We start from the raw sequence: 14,578 nt of genomic DNA on the forward strand, positions 1-14,578 counted from the left end.
CAGGTCGCTTTCCGGCACGATGCGAGCGTCATTGAGGAAGACCACATCCCTTCTAGGCTTATGCAATGTCTTGCCAAAATGATAAAGCTGACTTATTGTGAAGCCTAGGCGTAAGCCGCTATTGCATGGAGAATAATCAGTGCCACCCACCAGTCAACTGCAGGCGAGCGCCAGTCTCGTCATCCCCTCATACAACCGTGCAGCGCTCATTGGGCAAACTATCGATAGTGCTTTGGCGCAAAACCCGGCCTTCCTAGAAATTATCGTCGTCGACGATGGTTCAACCGACAACACCAAGGACATCATCGCCCGCTACGGCGATAAAGTGACCTTCGTACAACTCGCCCACGGCGGTGTCCAGCTAGCCCGAAATCACGGAGTAGAAATTGCGCGCGGCGACTACGTCGTGTTGTGCGATTCAGACGATCTGCTAGAACCTGATTTCCTTGCAACCATGTTGGGCTGGCTGGAGGGACATCCGGACTACGACGCGGTGTACGCGAATTTCATCACTTTCAACAATGACGGCAAGATCCATCCTGACAAGTTTTCTTTGGCGCCGCCGGATTATTTCCTTGGCGCTGAAGGCGATGCTGACTTCATTCACCATGTTCCGGACCTTTACTGGCGTATGGTCGAGTATCAACCCTTGTTCATGTCGGGTGTGATATTTCGGCGAGAGTTTTATCGCGCGATTGGCGGATTCAATGCCAGCTTCAAGGGTGTGGGCGGCGAAGACTGGGAATTTACATTGCGTGCAGTAGGGCTCGGAAAAGTTGCTCTCTGCAAGCGCCCGCTTACCCGCATTCGCAAGCATGACAGCAACGATTCAGCCGATTCGAGCTATATGGTGAGTGGGACTGCCGATATCCTCGAATACGCGCTGGATGCGCATCCAACCGCCGTGCAATATCGCGCGGCCATTCTGAAGGATATCGACAAACGACGCGTTGGCGTATTCGATGCCGCGTTCGCCCGAGGGAATTTTGAATTAGCGAAGACCATGCTGGGTAAGCTCAGAGCGCTGCCCAGTGACAAGAAGTTCAGGCTGAAAGTCTTTATTACCAACCTGCCGCCGTCGCTGCGCAAGCCATTGTGGCGCTTCACACAATGAGCACGCTCTTCCAAGCCTCCTGCTTACCGTAATCTTCCTACAACGCTGATTCGTAAGCGCCGACGTCGATGGTCTTGACGACCGGACGGGTCGCGCTGGAAGCGCTGTGCTGGTAGACATGGACGGGCTTGAGCGACACGCCGCTGCTCGAGGCGCCCGGGACCGAGCCGGCATTGACCACCAGGGCATTGCCGGTCGGGCGCAGGTCCCAGGCGCCGCGATTGACGAAACCTGGCGCCACCGAACGGTAGTTGGTCTTCTCGACGGCGCCGACCTGGTTGGTCACGGTGCCAGTGCCGCCGAAGATATTGTTCTGTAGCAGAGCGCTCTTGCTCACATTCGCGCCGATCATCACGAAGGTGCCCCGGGCGCTGTCGTCGTTCAGGAAGGTATTGTTGACGACATACAGATCATGCCCCGGATTGGTGGCGCCTTCCTCCCCATAGGCGATCAGGTTCGAGTTGCTGTGCGCGGCCGGCTGGTGGATGACGTTGCCGATGATGTAGGACGTGCCTGCGTTCGGCAAGTTGATTTCATAGCTGGGCTTACCGCTGGCGGTCGTCCCGGCCTGACCCGGCATAGTGCTCGAGAAGCGGTTGTAGGCAATCATGTTGGTACGCGCGCGCGACTTCAGGTTGTGGCCGACATCGGCATCGTGCGAGTAATTGAAGCGGAACGTCAGGCTGCCAGCATTGCCGATATACAGGTTGTGGTTCTGGCCGGTGCCATTGCCGTTGTGGCCGAACTCGCTGTTCTCGATCACGATCTTGCTAGCAGTGTTAACGCCGCTCAGCACCCCATTTTCGTTGTCGTGGATGAAGGCCTTGCGCAGGGTGAAATTCGTGCCCTCGAGACGTAAAGCGGCGCCATTCGCGTCTGGAACCTTGGCGCCCACCATCTCGACATTCTCGATTACGATGTCGTTGCCTTGCACAACCCAGGTGCCCTTTCCAAGGGCGTTCTTGCCAGCGGCATCGATTTTCGGGCGACCCTTCACGCCGCGAATGGTCAGCTTGTGCTGCCTGATCGCGCAGACATCGCCGCTGTAAGTGGTGTTGCCAATGATATTGACCGTGTCGCCAGCCTGTGCAACAGCAAATGCGCGGCATGGCGCGGTATAGGTCTGGCCAGGGCCGACGGTCAGCGTAGCAGCGCTGGCTGGAATGGCGACCGCGGAACCGAGGAGGGCGAGGATGGCGCTGAGCTGCGTGGTGGATCGTGGAGACATGATTTTCCTTGAGGTATTAACGAATGTGTCTTTTGCAATTTAAGATGCGAAACATTTCTGAGGATAACTCCTGCTGATTGGAAAATCCGTTACAGGTTGTAACATTGGCTTGGTCACGCTCGGTGAGGGCAGGGATAGGCCATCGAAAGCTGCCGGGGCGACTTACAATCAAAACTGTTTAGTTTTCCAGGGAGTCCCTATGCATACCTTGCCCCACGGCGGCCTGGCCCTTTCCAGCCTCGACGACCAATTACTGCTCCCCGGTACCAAGGGCCTGCCGCTGAGCGCTCCACTGCGCCAGGGCGCAATCGCTGTGCAAGATTGGAATGTGTTGCGCGGCGATACCAGTTTTCCCGTCGCCGTGCTCAAGGCATCGCGCCTGCGCCACAACCTCAGCTGGATGCGCGCCTTCTGCGAGAACCACGGGGTCAGCCTGGCGCCGCATGGAAAAACCACGATGAGTCCGCAGCTGTTCGGCGCCCAGCTCGCCAATGGCGCCTGGAGCATCACGCTGGCCAGCGCGGCCCAGGTCCAGGTGGCGCACCGCTTTGGCGTACGCCGCGTGCTGCTCGCGAACCAGCTGGTGGCGCGCGCCGATATCGCCGCCGTGCTGACGCTGCTGCATGACGATCCGGATTTCGAATGCATCGTGCTGGCCGATTCGCAGGCTGGCGTGACGCGCCTGGCGCAGGCCGTCGCGGCGCACAGGCTGGCGCGCCCGCTGCACGTGCTGGTCGAACTGGGCCTGGCGGGCAAGCGCGCCGGCTGCCGTTCGGAGCAGGAAGCCATGGACCTGGCGCGCGCCATCGCGCTGGCCGAGGGCCTGGTGCTGGCCGGGTTCGAGGGCTACGAGGGCCTGCTCGTCAGCGACGACCGCGCGGCCGACCTGCGCCAGGTCGACGCGTTCCTGGCGCGCCTGGTCGCCCTGGTGCACGGCGCCGATGCCGAAGGCTTGTTCGGCGCATCCGAGATCCTGGTCTCCGCTGGCGGTTCGTCGTATTTCGACCTGGTGGCACGCGGCTTCCAGGACGTGGCCGGGCTGTCGCGCCCTCTGCGCCCCATCCTGCGCAGCGGCTGCTATCTCACCAGCGACCATGGCATGTACGGGCGTCATCTCGCGGAGCTGGACGCCCGCACGGGTATACCGGATGACGGACTACTTCCCGCTCTGGAGGTCTGGAGCGCCGTGCAGTCGCGCCCCGAGCCGACCCTGGCCATCCTCACCATGGGCAAGCGCGACGCGTCCTACGATGCCGACCTGCCGGTCCCGCTCTGCACGGCGCGGCCAGAAGTCGCTGCGTCCCTGAGCGCACTGCCGTCCGGCTGCGCCATTGTCAAGATGAACGACCAGCACGCCTACCTGCGCCTGCCTGAAGGCGACCCCTTGTGCGAGGGCCTGGCGGTCGGCGACCTGGTCGGTTGCGGCATATCCCATCCCTGCACCACCTTCGACAAATGGCCGCTGCTGCTGGCGGTGGACGACGATTACCAGGTCCGCTACGCCCTCAATACCTTCTTCTGAAACCGGTTGTCCTTACGTTACAATCGGCTTCTTGAATCACTGCCAACAAGAGCTGCCATGCCCGTCACGCCGCCGTCGCTGTTCCCGCCGATCCAACCACTGCGCCACGGCATGCTGGCGGTCGACGAGCTACACACGATCTACTGGGAAGAGGTTGGCAATCCGGACGGTATCCCGGTGCTGTTCCTGCACGGCGGCCCCGGCGCCGGCCTGTCGCCCCAGCACCGCCGCTTCTTCGATCCGCGCGCTTACCGCGTGATCCTGTTCGACCAGCGCGGTGCCGGCAAGTCGACACCGCTGGGCGAGTGGCGCAACAACACCACCCAGCTCCTGGTCGAGGACATCGAGCGACTGCGCGCGCTGTTCGGCATCGACCAGTGGCTGGTGTTCGGCGGTTCCTGGGGCTCGACGCTGGCGCTGGCCTATGGCCAGGCCCATCCCGAGCGCTGCCTCGGCTTTGTATTGCGCGGGATCTTCCTGTGCACCCGCGCCGAGGTGGACTGGTTCATCAACGAGGTGCGCTGGTTCTATCCCGAGCTATACGAAGAATTCGTCGCCCCGATTCCGCCTGACGAGCGGCACGACCTGCTGGGCGCCTACGCGCGGCGCCTGCTGTGTCACGACCCGGACGTCTACTGGCCCGCGGCGCGCGCATGGAGCCGCTTCGAGGGCCGGCGCGTGTTCTTGCTGCCGCAGCCCGAGGAAGTCTCGAACGATACGCTCGACCTGGGTGTGGGCCGGCTCGAGTCGCACTACATGCTCAATGGCGCCTTCCTGGAAGAAGACCAGCTGCTGCGCGACCTGCCGCGCATCGCCCACCTGCCGGCCGTGATCGTGCAGGGCCGCTATGATGTGATTTGTCCGCCGCTGGCTGCCTGGCGCTTGCATTCGGCGTGGCCAGGGTCGACACTGCAGATGATCGCCGACGCCGGCCATGGGGCGCTGGAAGCCGGGATTGCGCGCGCGCTCGTGGCGGCGACCGAGCAGTTCAAGGCGGTTCGGCGGTTTGAATGAGCGCTTTGGCGTACTGGCGGCTGTTACACTATGCGTGATGGCATTGAACGCGTGGACGGCGCGCCGTCCACCCTATAACAATTCGAACGTGTTTCCATGAATATCCAGATCAGCGACATCGGCCATGTGATCCAGCTGGCGATCGCCCCGGTTTTCCTGCTCACCGGCGTGGCCACCAAGCTGACCGTGCTGACCAACCGCCTGGCGCGCATCATCGACCGCACGCGGGTGCTCGAGGACCGGCTCAAGGTCAGCCCCAACGCCGAGTTCTCCAGCGAGCTCGAACTGCTCTACCAGCGCTCGCACCTGATCAACTTCGCGATCGCCTCCAGCACCGCCTGCGGCCTGCTGGTGTGCGTGGTCATCGCGATGCTGTTTGCGGGCGATACCACCGGCATTCCGCTCGACCAGTACATCGCGGCCTGCTTCGTGTTCGCGATGCTTGGCCTGATCAGCAGCTTTGTCTATTTTTTGCGCGAGATCTTCATCGCCTCGCGCTTCATGCGCATGCAGCACCAGCAGATCATGCTCATGCAGCCATCGCCATCGCCATCGCCATCGCCATCGCCATCGCCATCGCCATCGCCATCGCAACAGGCGTGAGGCCGCGGCCAGAAAGAATCCTATGCACGACTACCAACGCCCACCGACCCTGCACCGTTATGCGCTGCGCACCGAACTCGAAAGCGCGCTCAAGAACGGCCAGTTCCGCCTCGAGCCCAATGGCGGCTTTCTCAACGTCTCGTTTTCCACCGTCTGGGACAAGGGCCTGTTCGACGTCATCACGCCCAGCGACGCCTGCCTGGTGATCCACAATACCGAGGAATTCGGCGAGCGCCTGCACCGCGCGGTGCAGCGCATGCTGCCCAACTGGGCCGGCATCGACGGCGCCATCGAATATGGCGCCCGTTCGGCGCTGGGCGCGGCCTTCACCAAGAGCGCCGGCCAGGCGCGCGAGAAGGAATGGCAATTCGCCTGGCGTCCGATGTCGCCCGGCGCCAGCCTGAACCCGGTGGTGGTCAGCATCGGCAGCATCGAGAGCTTCGCCGAGCTGCGCGACCGCGAGAGCCACCTGGCCTGAAGCCGCCGCCAGGGCGGAGCATGAACTTTAGTACCACGGCTCCAGAAAATCGCGGTGTAATGCCGCGATGACCACCTATTCCGACGCATTTCCTCATTTATTGGCGCCGCTCGACCTGGGTTGCACCACCCTGAAGAACCGCGTGATCATGGGCTCGATGCACACCGGGCTCGAGGACCGCTTCTACAACTACGGCAAGCTGGCTGCCTTCTACCGCGAACGCGCGCGCAGCGGCGCGGGACTGATCGTTACCGGCGGCATCTCTCCGAATCGCCAGGGCTGGCTGCTGCCCTTTGGCGGCACCCTGAACTCCCTGTTCGACGTGCCCAACCACCGGCGCGTCACGCGCGCGGTGCATGAGGAGGGCGGCAAGATCCTGCTGCAGATCCTGCACGCGGGGCGCTACGGCTACCAGCCCTTCGTGGTGTCAGCGTCCAGCCTAAAGTCGCCGATCTCGAAGTTCAGGCCGAAGGCCCTGGATGCAGCTGGCATTGAAGCCACCATCGCGGCCTATGCGCGCTGCGCGCAACTGGCGCGCACGGCCGGCTACGACGGCGTCGAGGTGATGGGCAGCGAAGGCTATTTGCTGAACCAGTTCCTGTGCGCGCGCACCAACCAGCGGACGGATGCATGGGGCGGCCCGATCGAGAACCGCATGCGTCTGGCGCTCGAGGTGGTGCGCCGCATCCGCGCCGCGGTCGGTCCCGATTTCATCCTGATGTACCGTCACTCGGTGCTCGACCTGGTCGAAGGCGGCAATACCTGGGACGAAGTGGTGACAGTGGCCAGGGCACTGGAGTCGGCTGGCGTCACGATCCTGAATACCGGCTATGGCTGGCACGAGGCGCGCGTACCCACCATCGTCACCTCGGTGCCGCGGGCGGCCTTCGCGCAGGTGGCGGGACGTTTGCGCGCAGCGGTCGGGATTCCCGTGGTCGCCTCGAACCGCATCAATATGCCGGAGGAGGCAGAAGCGCTGCTGGCGCAGGGCAGCGCCGACCTCGTGTCGATGGCGCGTCCCTTCCTCGCTGACCCGGACTGGGTCGCCAAGGCGGCCGGGGGCCGCAGCGACGAGATCAATACCTGCATCGCCTGCAACCAGGCCTGCCTCGACCACACCTTCGCGAACAAGCGCGCCAGCTGCCTGGTCAATCCGCGCGCCTGCCACGAGACTGAGCTGGTGTACCGCAAGACGGCCCGGCCGCGCCGCGTGGCCGTGGTCGGCGCCGGACCGGCCGGACTGTCGGCGGCCACCGTGGCGGCCGAACGTGGGCACCAGGTGACCCTGTTCGATGCGCTTGACCGTATCGGCGGCCAGTTCAACGTGGCCATGCGCATACCGGGCAAGGAGGAATTCGCCGAGACCATCCGCTACTTCGGACGCAAGCTCGCGCTGGCCGGGGTCGAGGTGCGCCTGGGACGACGCGTGAACCGCGGCGAACTGCTGGCCGGCGGCTACGACGAGGTGATCGTCGCCACCGGCATCACGATGCGCAAGCCGGCGATTCCCGGCATCGGGCATCCAAAGGTGTTGAGCTACCTCGACGTCCTGCGCGAAGGCAAGCCCGTGGGCCGGCGCGTGGCCATCGTCGGCGCCGGCGGCATCGGCTTCGACATGGGCGAATTCCTGGTGCACGACCGGGCCGTGCCGCTGCCGGTGCCGACGGCGCACTGGATGGCGGAGTGGGGCGTCGATCCCGCCTCGGGCACACCGGGCGGGCTGGTGCCTCCCCTGCAGCCCCATCCGCCGCGCGCAGTCTGGCTCCTGCAGCGCAAGAACACCCGTCCGGGCGCGGGCCTGGGCAAGACCTCGGGCTGGGTGCATCGCGCGACCCTGGCAAGGAATGGCGTGCAGATGCTGGCGGGAGTGCAGTACGACCGCATCGACGATGCCGGGCTGCACATCACGATCGGCGGCGAAGCGCGGTTGCTGGAAGTGGACAACGTCGTGATCTGCGCGGGGCAGGAGAGCCTGGTGGAGCTGATGCCGGGCGATGCCAGCAACGGAGGGCCGCGTTTCCACAAGATCGGCGGGGCGGCGATGGCGGCGGAGCTGGATGCGAAGCGGGCGATTCGCGAAGGCGCGGTGCTTGCGGCGCGCTTGTAAGGGCGACCATGGGACACGGGCTGCTCGCTGCTCGCTGGGCGCTGCCGGGATCGACGCGAGGCAGCTTATATCCAGGCAGGTTCGTGCTATATTGATAACCTACCTCTTCGGGTTCTCAACCTTTCACGCCTTATGTCGATCAAACGATTATTGATTCCCCAGCTGAACAGCCCTCCGACCCAGGAATGGGTCCCCGAGCTTCCGGCTGGGTCGACAATCCCGCGGATCATTCACCAGATTGGCACCCGTCCGGCTTTCCAGAACCGGCAGCTGCCGCAGATCTTGCAGGACAACGTCGATCGTTTGCGTGCGATGAACCCCGGCTGGGAATACCGGTTCTATGACGACGAAGACATCGCTGAATTCTTGCAGCGACATTACCCACCGCCAGTGTGGGATCACTATCAGCGCATCGATCCGAAATATGGCGCTGCGCGTGCGGATCTGTTCCGCTATTTACTAATGTATAAGGTAGGCGGCGTTTACCTGGACATCAAAAGCAGCACTACCCGGCCGTTCGACGAGCTGATACGCCCCGACGACCGATTTATCGTGTCGCAATGGCACACTTCCGACGGCAAATATGCGGTGTGGGGTGAACTGCATGATGTGCGTCATGTGCCTGGAGGGGAGTACCAGCAATGGCATATCGTTTGCGCGCCCGGGCACCCCTTCTTGAAAGCCGTGATCGAGCAGGTACTGTCAAATATCGGCAAGTACTATCCATACCTGCACCAGACCGGCAAAAACGGTGTGCTGCGCCTGACGGGGCCAGTGCCATACACGGTTGCGATAGCACGCATCCTGACGCGTCATCCGCACCGCTTCATCAAAGGCCACGACCAGCTGGGATTGGAGTACAGCGTCTACAGCGCGAGCCAGCAAAGCCATGAGAAGGCGTTCAAAGGTCACTACATATCGCAGACCGCATCGATCGTACGCATGAGTGTACTCAGGCAGCCGTTGAACCAGGCATACCGCCTGGCCCAGTATTGCCACGATCTCTTGCGCGGAAACGGCGCTTCGCGGACGCGCTCCCAGCCATAAATCGGGCTGTCCGATCGACACCAGGCGCGATCATGCCCGCGCCAACAGGTTTACTTCTTGCGCACGACCACGCAGCCGATCGAATAGCCCGCGCCGAACGAGCAGATGACGCCATTTGCCCCCGCCGGCAAGTCGTCCTGGTATTTGTGGAAGGCGATGATCGAGCCGGCCGACGAGGTATTGGCGTAGCTGTCCAGGATCACCGGCGCTTCGCCCGGTTCGGCATCGCGGCCCAGCAGGGTGCGCACGATCAGCAGGTTCATGTTCAGATTGGCCTGGTGCAGCCAGTAGCGCGACACATCCGCGGTTTCAAGGCCGGCCGCGGCCAGCGTATCGGCGATGGTCTGGGCCGCCATCGGGCAGACTTCCTTGAACACCTTGCGACCCTGCTGGCGGAACAGTTTGTCCGGCTGGCCGATGCCCGCTTCGTCGAAGCGGTTCATGAAGCCGTAGTTGTTGCGGATATTGTTGGAGAAGCTGGTCTTGAGGCGGCTGTCCAGGATTTCCCACTGGTGGGCGCTCGTCGCCGTCTCGGCCGCCTCGATCACGATCGCCGTGCAGGCGTCGCCGAAGATGAAGTGGCTGTCGCGGTCGCGGAAGTTCAGGTGGCCGCTGGTGATTTCCGGGTTCAGCACCAGCACCGCGCGCGCGCGGCCGTTGCGCACCGCATCGACCGCGGTGGCGATGCCGAAAGTGGCCGAGGAACAGGCGACGTTCATGTCGAAGCCGAAGCCGTCGATCCCCAGCGCCTCTTGCACCTCGACCGCCATCGCCGGATACGGACGCTGCATATTGCTGCAGGCGACCAGCACCATGTCGATGTCTTGCGGCTGCTTGCCGGCACGTGCCAGCGCTTCGCGCGCCGCCGCCACGCACATCTCGGCCTGCACCGAGATCTCGTCGTCGGCCCGCTCCGGGATGCGCGCCGTCATGTGGGTCGGATCCAGGATGCCGCTCTTTTCCATCACATAGCGTGACTTGATGCCCGATGCTTTCTCGATGAAGCCGCTGCTCGACGGTTCCAGCGCCGCCATGTCACCCGCCGCGATGCTTTGCGCATGTTCCTGGTTGTGCAGGTCGACGTAGGCGTTGAAGGCTGCCACCAGCTCGTCGTTCGAGATGGAGTGCGGCGGCGTAAACAGGCCGGTGCCGCTAATGACGACAGGTTTCATATTCAGCAAACTTTCAAGGAAAATAAGCGGGGTTGCCCGCAAGATGCGCCGATTCTACACGCTCGCGACGGGCGTGGGAATCGGCTGCGGCAGGCAATGGAAGGTCGTTCAGCGTTCGTGACTTGCCAGCGTGGTGGCGGCGGCGGCGCGCTTGGACAGCACCACTTCCTGGCCCTTGAGGTGGCGCAGGGCCTGGGCCAGCTGGAAGTCGTCGGCGCTGCCGTAGTCGAGCGGTTTGCGGGTGCGCGCCTCGGCCAGCAGGCGCATCTGTTCTTCGATATCGCCGTCGCGGGTGGCGACCTCTGGGCCCGTGCCGTTCGACAAGTGGTGCTGCAGGTCGGCTTCGCGCATGCGCAGGGCGTTCAGGCCGTCGCCTTCGAGGGTTTCGTCGACCGGGAAATCGGGCACGATGCCGCGCGCCTGGATCGAGCGTCCGGCCGGAGTGTAGTAGCGCGCCGTGGTCAGCTTGACCGCAGCGTCGCGCCCGATCGGGCGGATGGTCTGCACCGAGCCCTTGCCGAAGGTCTGGCTGCCGAGGACGGCGGCGCGCTTGTAGTCTTGCAGGGCGCCGGCCACGATCTCGGACGCCGAGGCCGAGCCGGTATTGACCAGCACCACCATCGGCACATCCTTGAAGGCGGGTGGGAGGGAAGCCAGCGGGTCGGCGCCGCTGCGCAGCATGTAGAACTCGGGACGGGCGTAGAAGCGCTGGCGCGAGTCGGCCAGCTGGCCATTGGTCGAGACGATTTCGGCGTTCTTGGGAAGAAAGGCGCTGGCGACGCCGATCGCGCCCTGCAGCAGGCCTCCCGGGTCGTTGCGCAGGTCGAGCACCAGGCCTTTCAGGTCCGGGTCTTCGCGGTACAACGCCTGCAGCCTGGCCGCCATGTCGTCCACGGTCGGTTCCTGGAATTGCGCGATGCGCAGCCAGGCGTAGCCCGGCTCCACCATCTTCGCCTTGACGCTCCTCTGGACGATCTCGCGCCGCTCGATGGTGAAGTCGAGTGGGGCGGGCGTGTCCTTGCGGGCGACCGTGAGGGTGACGCGCGTGCCCGGCTCGCCTCGCATGCGCTTGATGGCGTCGTCGATCGGCGTGCCTTGGACCGGGTGGCCGTCGATACGGGTGATCAGGTCGCCCTCCTTGATGCCGGCGTGGTAGGCCGGCGAATCTTCCATCGGCGAGACGATCTCGATATAGCCGTCCTCGCTCACGGTGATCTCGATGCCCACGCCGACGAAGCGGCCTTCGGTGCCTTCGCGCAGCTCGCGGTAGGCGCGCGGATCGAGGTAGGCCGAATGCGGATCGAGCGAGGCGACCATGCCGGAAATCGCCTCGGACAGCAGCGCCTTGTCTTCGACCGGTTCGACATAGGTGGACTTGATGACGCCGTAGACGTCGGCCAGCTGGCGCAGTTCGGCGATCGGCATACCGGCCTCGACCGGCGGCTTGAAGGCGAGGGCCGAGAATTGCATGGTCAGGCCGACCCCGGCGATCACGCCTAGGCCGACGAGGCAGGAATTCTTGAAGGTGGAACCCATGGTGGTTGATCCGTTGGATGGCGTCTGCCGGCGATACGTGGGTCGCCCGGCAGGCGCGAGCTCATGCCTGAGGTAGCGCCTGCCCAGTATAAACCGGTTCGCAGGCGGCTGCGGGCGGCGCCGCAAAAGTGGTCGGCATGTCGCCGGCAGGCAGGGTCGGGCAGTTGGTTGTTGCACCCGGGCTTACGAAGGTAAGCAATTGTAAGAGTAGGCGAGCGTACGGATGAGGCAGCCTATAGTTGGAACCAGTTTTTCTCTCTCTCCACTCTTGAAGTGGTCTTTGCCCGCGGCCTCCACCGCGGGCTTTTTTCTTTCTGGGCCCACTTTCGCGAACCGATCGGTCTTGCCGGCTGCCTCTCCTCAGATTGTACATTCCACATTGCGCGGCACGGAATGCACTTGTCATCCTGTTGTCACCATCCAACACATGCATATGCGAAAACACATGTGTGCTGTGTATCGAAAAGTAAAAATCCCTGCTCTGCGGACGAGGTTGAATGCCTACCCGCTAGAATGTTCTTTTGCCGGTGCGTAGCAGGCGCATCCGGCCGGACTCGATAATCCCTGCAATCACTCTTGCAAGTAAGGAATTTCCCCGTGAAGCGACACCTTCTGAGCACCCTGACCCTGTCCCTGATGGCAGCCTTCGCCGTGCCGGCCATGGCCGCCGGTCCTGCCGACACCGCCCCGTCCACCACCGCCCGCGCGAGCGCCCCGGCCGGCGCGATCTCGGGCATCGACACCGAGTACATCGACACCAGCGTGCGTCCGCAGGACGACTTCTTCACCCACCTGAACGGCAAGTGGCTGAAAGAGACCGAGATCCCGAGCGACCGTTCGAGCTGGGGCACTTTCATGAAGCTGCGCGAAGACACCACGCCGCAGCTGCTGGCCATCATCGAGGCCGCGCAAAAGGACAAGAGCGCGAAAGCCGGCAGCGAAACCCAGAAGATCGGCGACCTGTACGCCAGCTTCATGGATGCCGAACGCCGCGAAAACCTGGGTTACAAGCCGCTCACCGGCGAGCTGTCGCGCATCCGCGCGCTGAAGGACAAGAAGGGCATCCCGGCCCTGTCGGCCCACCTGGCCAGGATCGGTGTTTCCAGCCCCTACGGCATCTACGTCGGCCAGGACATGCGCGAGTCGACCAAGTACGCCACCTATATCAGTCAGAGCGGCCTGGGCATGCCCGACCGCGACTACTACCTGAAGCAGGACGACGCCAAGCTGGCGGAGATCCGCGCCAAGTACCAGCAGCATGTCGAGAAGATCCTGGCGCTGGCAGGCGAAAAGAACGCCGCGGCCCAGGCCAAGGCGATCGTCGACTTCGAGACCGAACTGGCCAAGGTGCAGTGGACCAAGGTCGAGAACCGCGACCCGGTCAAGCGCTACAACAAGATGAGCGTGGCCGAGCTGACCAAGCTGGCGCCGGGCTACGACTGGAAGGCGGCCCTGGCGGCCGCCGGCGTGGGCAACAAGCTCGACTACATCATCGTCAACCAGCCGAGCTACTTCACCGGCCTGAACGAGCTGCTGGCCAGGACCGACCTGGCGACCATCAAGTCCTATTATGAATGGCAGCTGCTGCGCGAATACGCGCCTTACCTGTCGAAGGCTTTCGTCGACGAGAACTTCGCCTTCTACGGCACCGCGCTGACCGGCGTGGCCGAGCAGCGTCCGGAATGGAAGAAGGGCGTGGCCACGGTCGAAGGCGCGCTGGGCGAGGCGCTGGGCAAGCTGTACGTGAAAGAGCACTTCCCGGCCGAGCGCAAGGCGCGCATGGAAGAGCTGGTGAAGAACCTGATCATCGCCTACGGCCAGTCGATCGACAACCTCGAGTGGATGAGCCCCGCGACCAAGAAGGAAGCGCGCGCCAAGCTGGCCAAGTTCACGCCGAAGATCGGCTATCCGGACAAGTGGCGCGATTACGCGCGCCTGGCCATCAAGCGCGACGACCTGGTCGGCAACGCCATGCGCGCCTCGACTTTCGACTACAACCGCAATATCGAGAAGCTGGGCAAACCGATCGACCACACCGAGTGGGGCATGACGCCGCAGACCGTGAACGCGTACTACCGCAGCACGATGAACGAGATCGTATTCCCGGCCGCGATCCTGCAGCCGCCGTTCTTCGACATGCGCGCCGACGACGCCGTCAACTATGGTGCGATCGGCGCCGTGATCGGCCACGAGATCGGCCACGGCTTCGACGACAAGGGCAGCCAGTCGGATGGCGACGGCAACCTGCGCGACTGGTGGACGGCCGAGGATCGCGCCGCCTTCAAGGCCCGCACCGACAAGCTGGTCAAGCAGTTCAACGGCTACGCGCCGCTGCCGGGCTATAACGTCAACGGCGAGCTGACCCTGGGCGAGAACATCGGCGACAACGCCGGCCTGTCGATCGGCTACAAGGCTTACAAGCTGTCGCTGAACGGCAAGCCGGCGCCGGTGATCGACGGCCTGACCGGCGACCAGCGCTTCTTCATGGGCTTCGGCCAGGTGTGGCGCTCGAAGATGCGCGAAGCGCAGCAGATCAACCAGGTCAAGACCGACCCGCACTCGCCGGGCCAGTTCCGCGCCAACGGCACCGTGCGCAATATGCCGGAGTTCTATCAGGCCTTCGACGTGAAACCGGGCGACAAGATGTACCTGCCTCCAGAGGAACGCGTCATCATCTGGTAATCTGGTCCCACGAGCGGGCCGGCGTCATGAGCGCCGGCCCGTTTTGCATTGCACTCACAACAAGAGAGAGAGATT

Annotated in this window: 11 protein-coding genes; 8 read left to right on the forward strand and 3 right to left on the reverse strand. The window is 63.5% G+C overall.

The genetic code is table 11. The features are described 5' to 3' along the window. The first annotated feature begins 139 nt into the window (after positions 1 to 139). Entirely contained in the window at positions 140 to 1,114 is a 975-nt protein-coding gene (locus AC56KW_RS12150) for a glycosyltransferase family 2 protein (RefSeq protein ID WP_497170987.1), read from the forward strand. A gap of 37 nt (positions 1,115 to 1,151) precedes the next feature. On the opposite strand, the gene AC56KW_RS12155 is transcribed toward AC56KW_RS12150, so the two are convergent. After that, complete coding sequence (locus tag AC56KW_RS12155; protein WP_497170988.1) at positions 1,152 to 2,342, reverse strand: hypothetical protein; 1,191 nt, start codon at positions 2,340 to 2,342, stop codon at positions 1,152 to 1,154. 199 nt (positions 2,343 to 2,541) lie between these two features. On the opposite strand from AC56KW_RS12155, the gene AC56KW_RS12160 reads away from it, so the two are divergent. The 6 genes from AC56KW_RS12160 to AC56KW_RS12185 all read left to right on the forward strand — a co-directional run bounded on the left by AC56KW_RS12160 (position 2,542) and on the right by AC56KW_RS12185 (position 9,113). Further along, positions 2,542 to 3,864, forward strand: coding sequence for an amino acid deaminase (locus tag AC56KW_RS12160; RefSeq protein WP_497170989.1), 1,323 nt, complete (start codon positions 2,542 to 2,544; stop codon positions 3,862 to 3,864). A 57-nt stretch (positions 3,865 to 3,921) separates the two neighbouring features. Further along, on the forward strand, positions 3,922 to 4,878 hold the full coding sequence (gene pip / locus AC56KW_RS12165) for a prolyl aminopeptidase (RefSeq protein ID WP_497170990.1): 957 nt from the start codon (positions 3,922 to 3,924) through the stop codon (positions 4,876 to 4,878). Between the two features lie 96 nt (positions 4,879 to 4,974). Next, a complete protein-coding gene (locus tag AC56KW_RS12170) occupies positions 4,975 to 5,481 on the forward strand; it encodes a DUF2721 domain-containing protein (protein WP_497170991.1) in 507 nt (168 codons plus the stop codon). A gap of 22 nt (positions 5,482 to 5,503) precedes the next feature. Beyond that, positions 5,504 to 5,959 carry a hypothetical protein gene (locus AC56KW_RS12175; protein ID WP_497170992.1) on the forward strand — a complete coding sequence of 152 codons (456 nt, stop codon included), beginning with the start codon at positions 5,504 to 5,506 and terminating at the stop codon, positions 5,957 to 5,959. Between the two features lie 67 nt (positions 5,960 to 6,026). Next, on the forward strand, positions 6,027 to 8,066 hold the full coding sequence (locus tag AC56KW_RS12180) for a 2,4-dienoyl-CoA reductase FMN-binding domain-containing protein (protein WP_497170993.1): 2,040 nt from the start codon (positions 6,027 to 6,029) through the stop codon (positions 8,064 to 8,066). 132 nt (positions 8,067 to 8,198) lie between these two features. Beyond that, the gene (locus tag AC56KW_RS12185) at positions 8,199 to 9,113 is read left to right on the forward strand and encodes a glycosyltransferase family 32 protein (protein WP_497170994.1); all 915 of its coding nucleotides are present in this window, start codon (positions 8,199 to 8,201) and stop codon (positions 9,111 to 9,113) included. A 50-nt stretch (positions 9,114 to 9,163) separates the two neighbouring features. Here the strand turns inward: AC56KW_RS12185 and AC56KW_RS12190 are convergent, their stop codons facing one another. Further along, positions 9,164 to 10,285 carry a beta-ketoacyl-ACP synthase III gene (locus AC56KW_RS12190; RefSeq protein ID WP_497170995.1) on the reverse strand — a complete coding sequence of 374 codons (1,122 nt, stop codon included), beginning with the start codon at positions 10,283 to 10,285 and terminating at the stop codon, positions 9,164 to 9,166. Positions 10,286 to 10,393: 108 nt separating this feature from the next. Then, positions 10,394 to 11,821: a S41 family peptidase gene (locus AC56KW_RS12195; protein ID WP_497170996.1), complete on the reverse strand. Its 1,428-nt coding sequence runs from the start codon at positions 11,819 to 11,821 to the stop codon at positions 10,394 to 10,396. 597 nt (positions 11,822 to 12,418) lie between these two features. Between AC56KW_RS12195 and AC56KW_RS12200 the strand changes: the two genes are divergently transcribed. Then, the gene (locus AC56KW_RS12200) at positions 12,419 to 14,503 is read left to right on the forward strand and encodes a M13 family metallopeptidase (RefSeq protein ID WP_497170997.1); all 2,085 of its coding nucleotides are present in this window, start codon (positions 12,419 to 12,421) and stop codon (positions 14,501 to 14,503) included. Positions 14,504 to 14,578: the final 75 nt, after the last annotated feature.

Source organism: Telluria sp. RT2P19 (assembly GCF_059685725.1).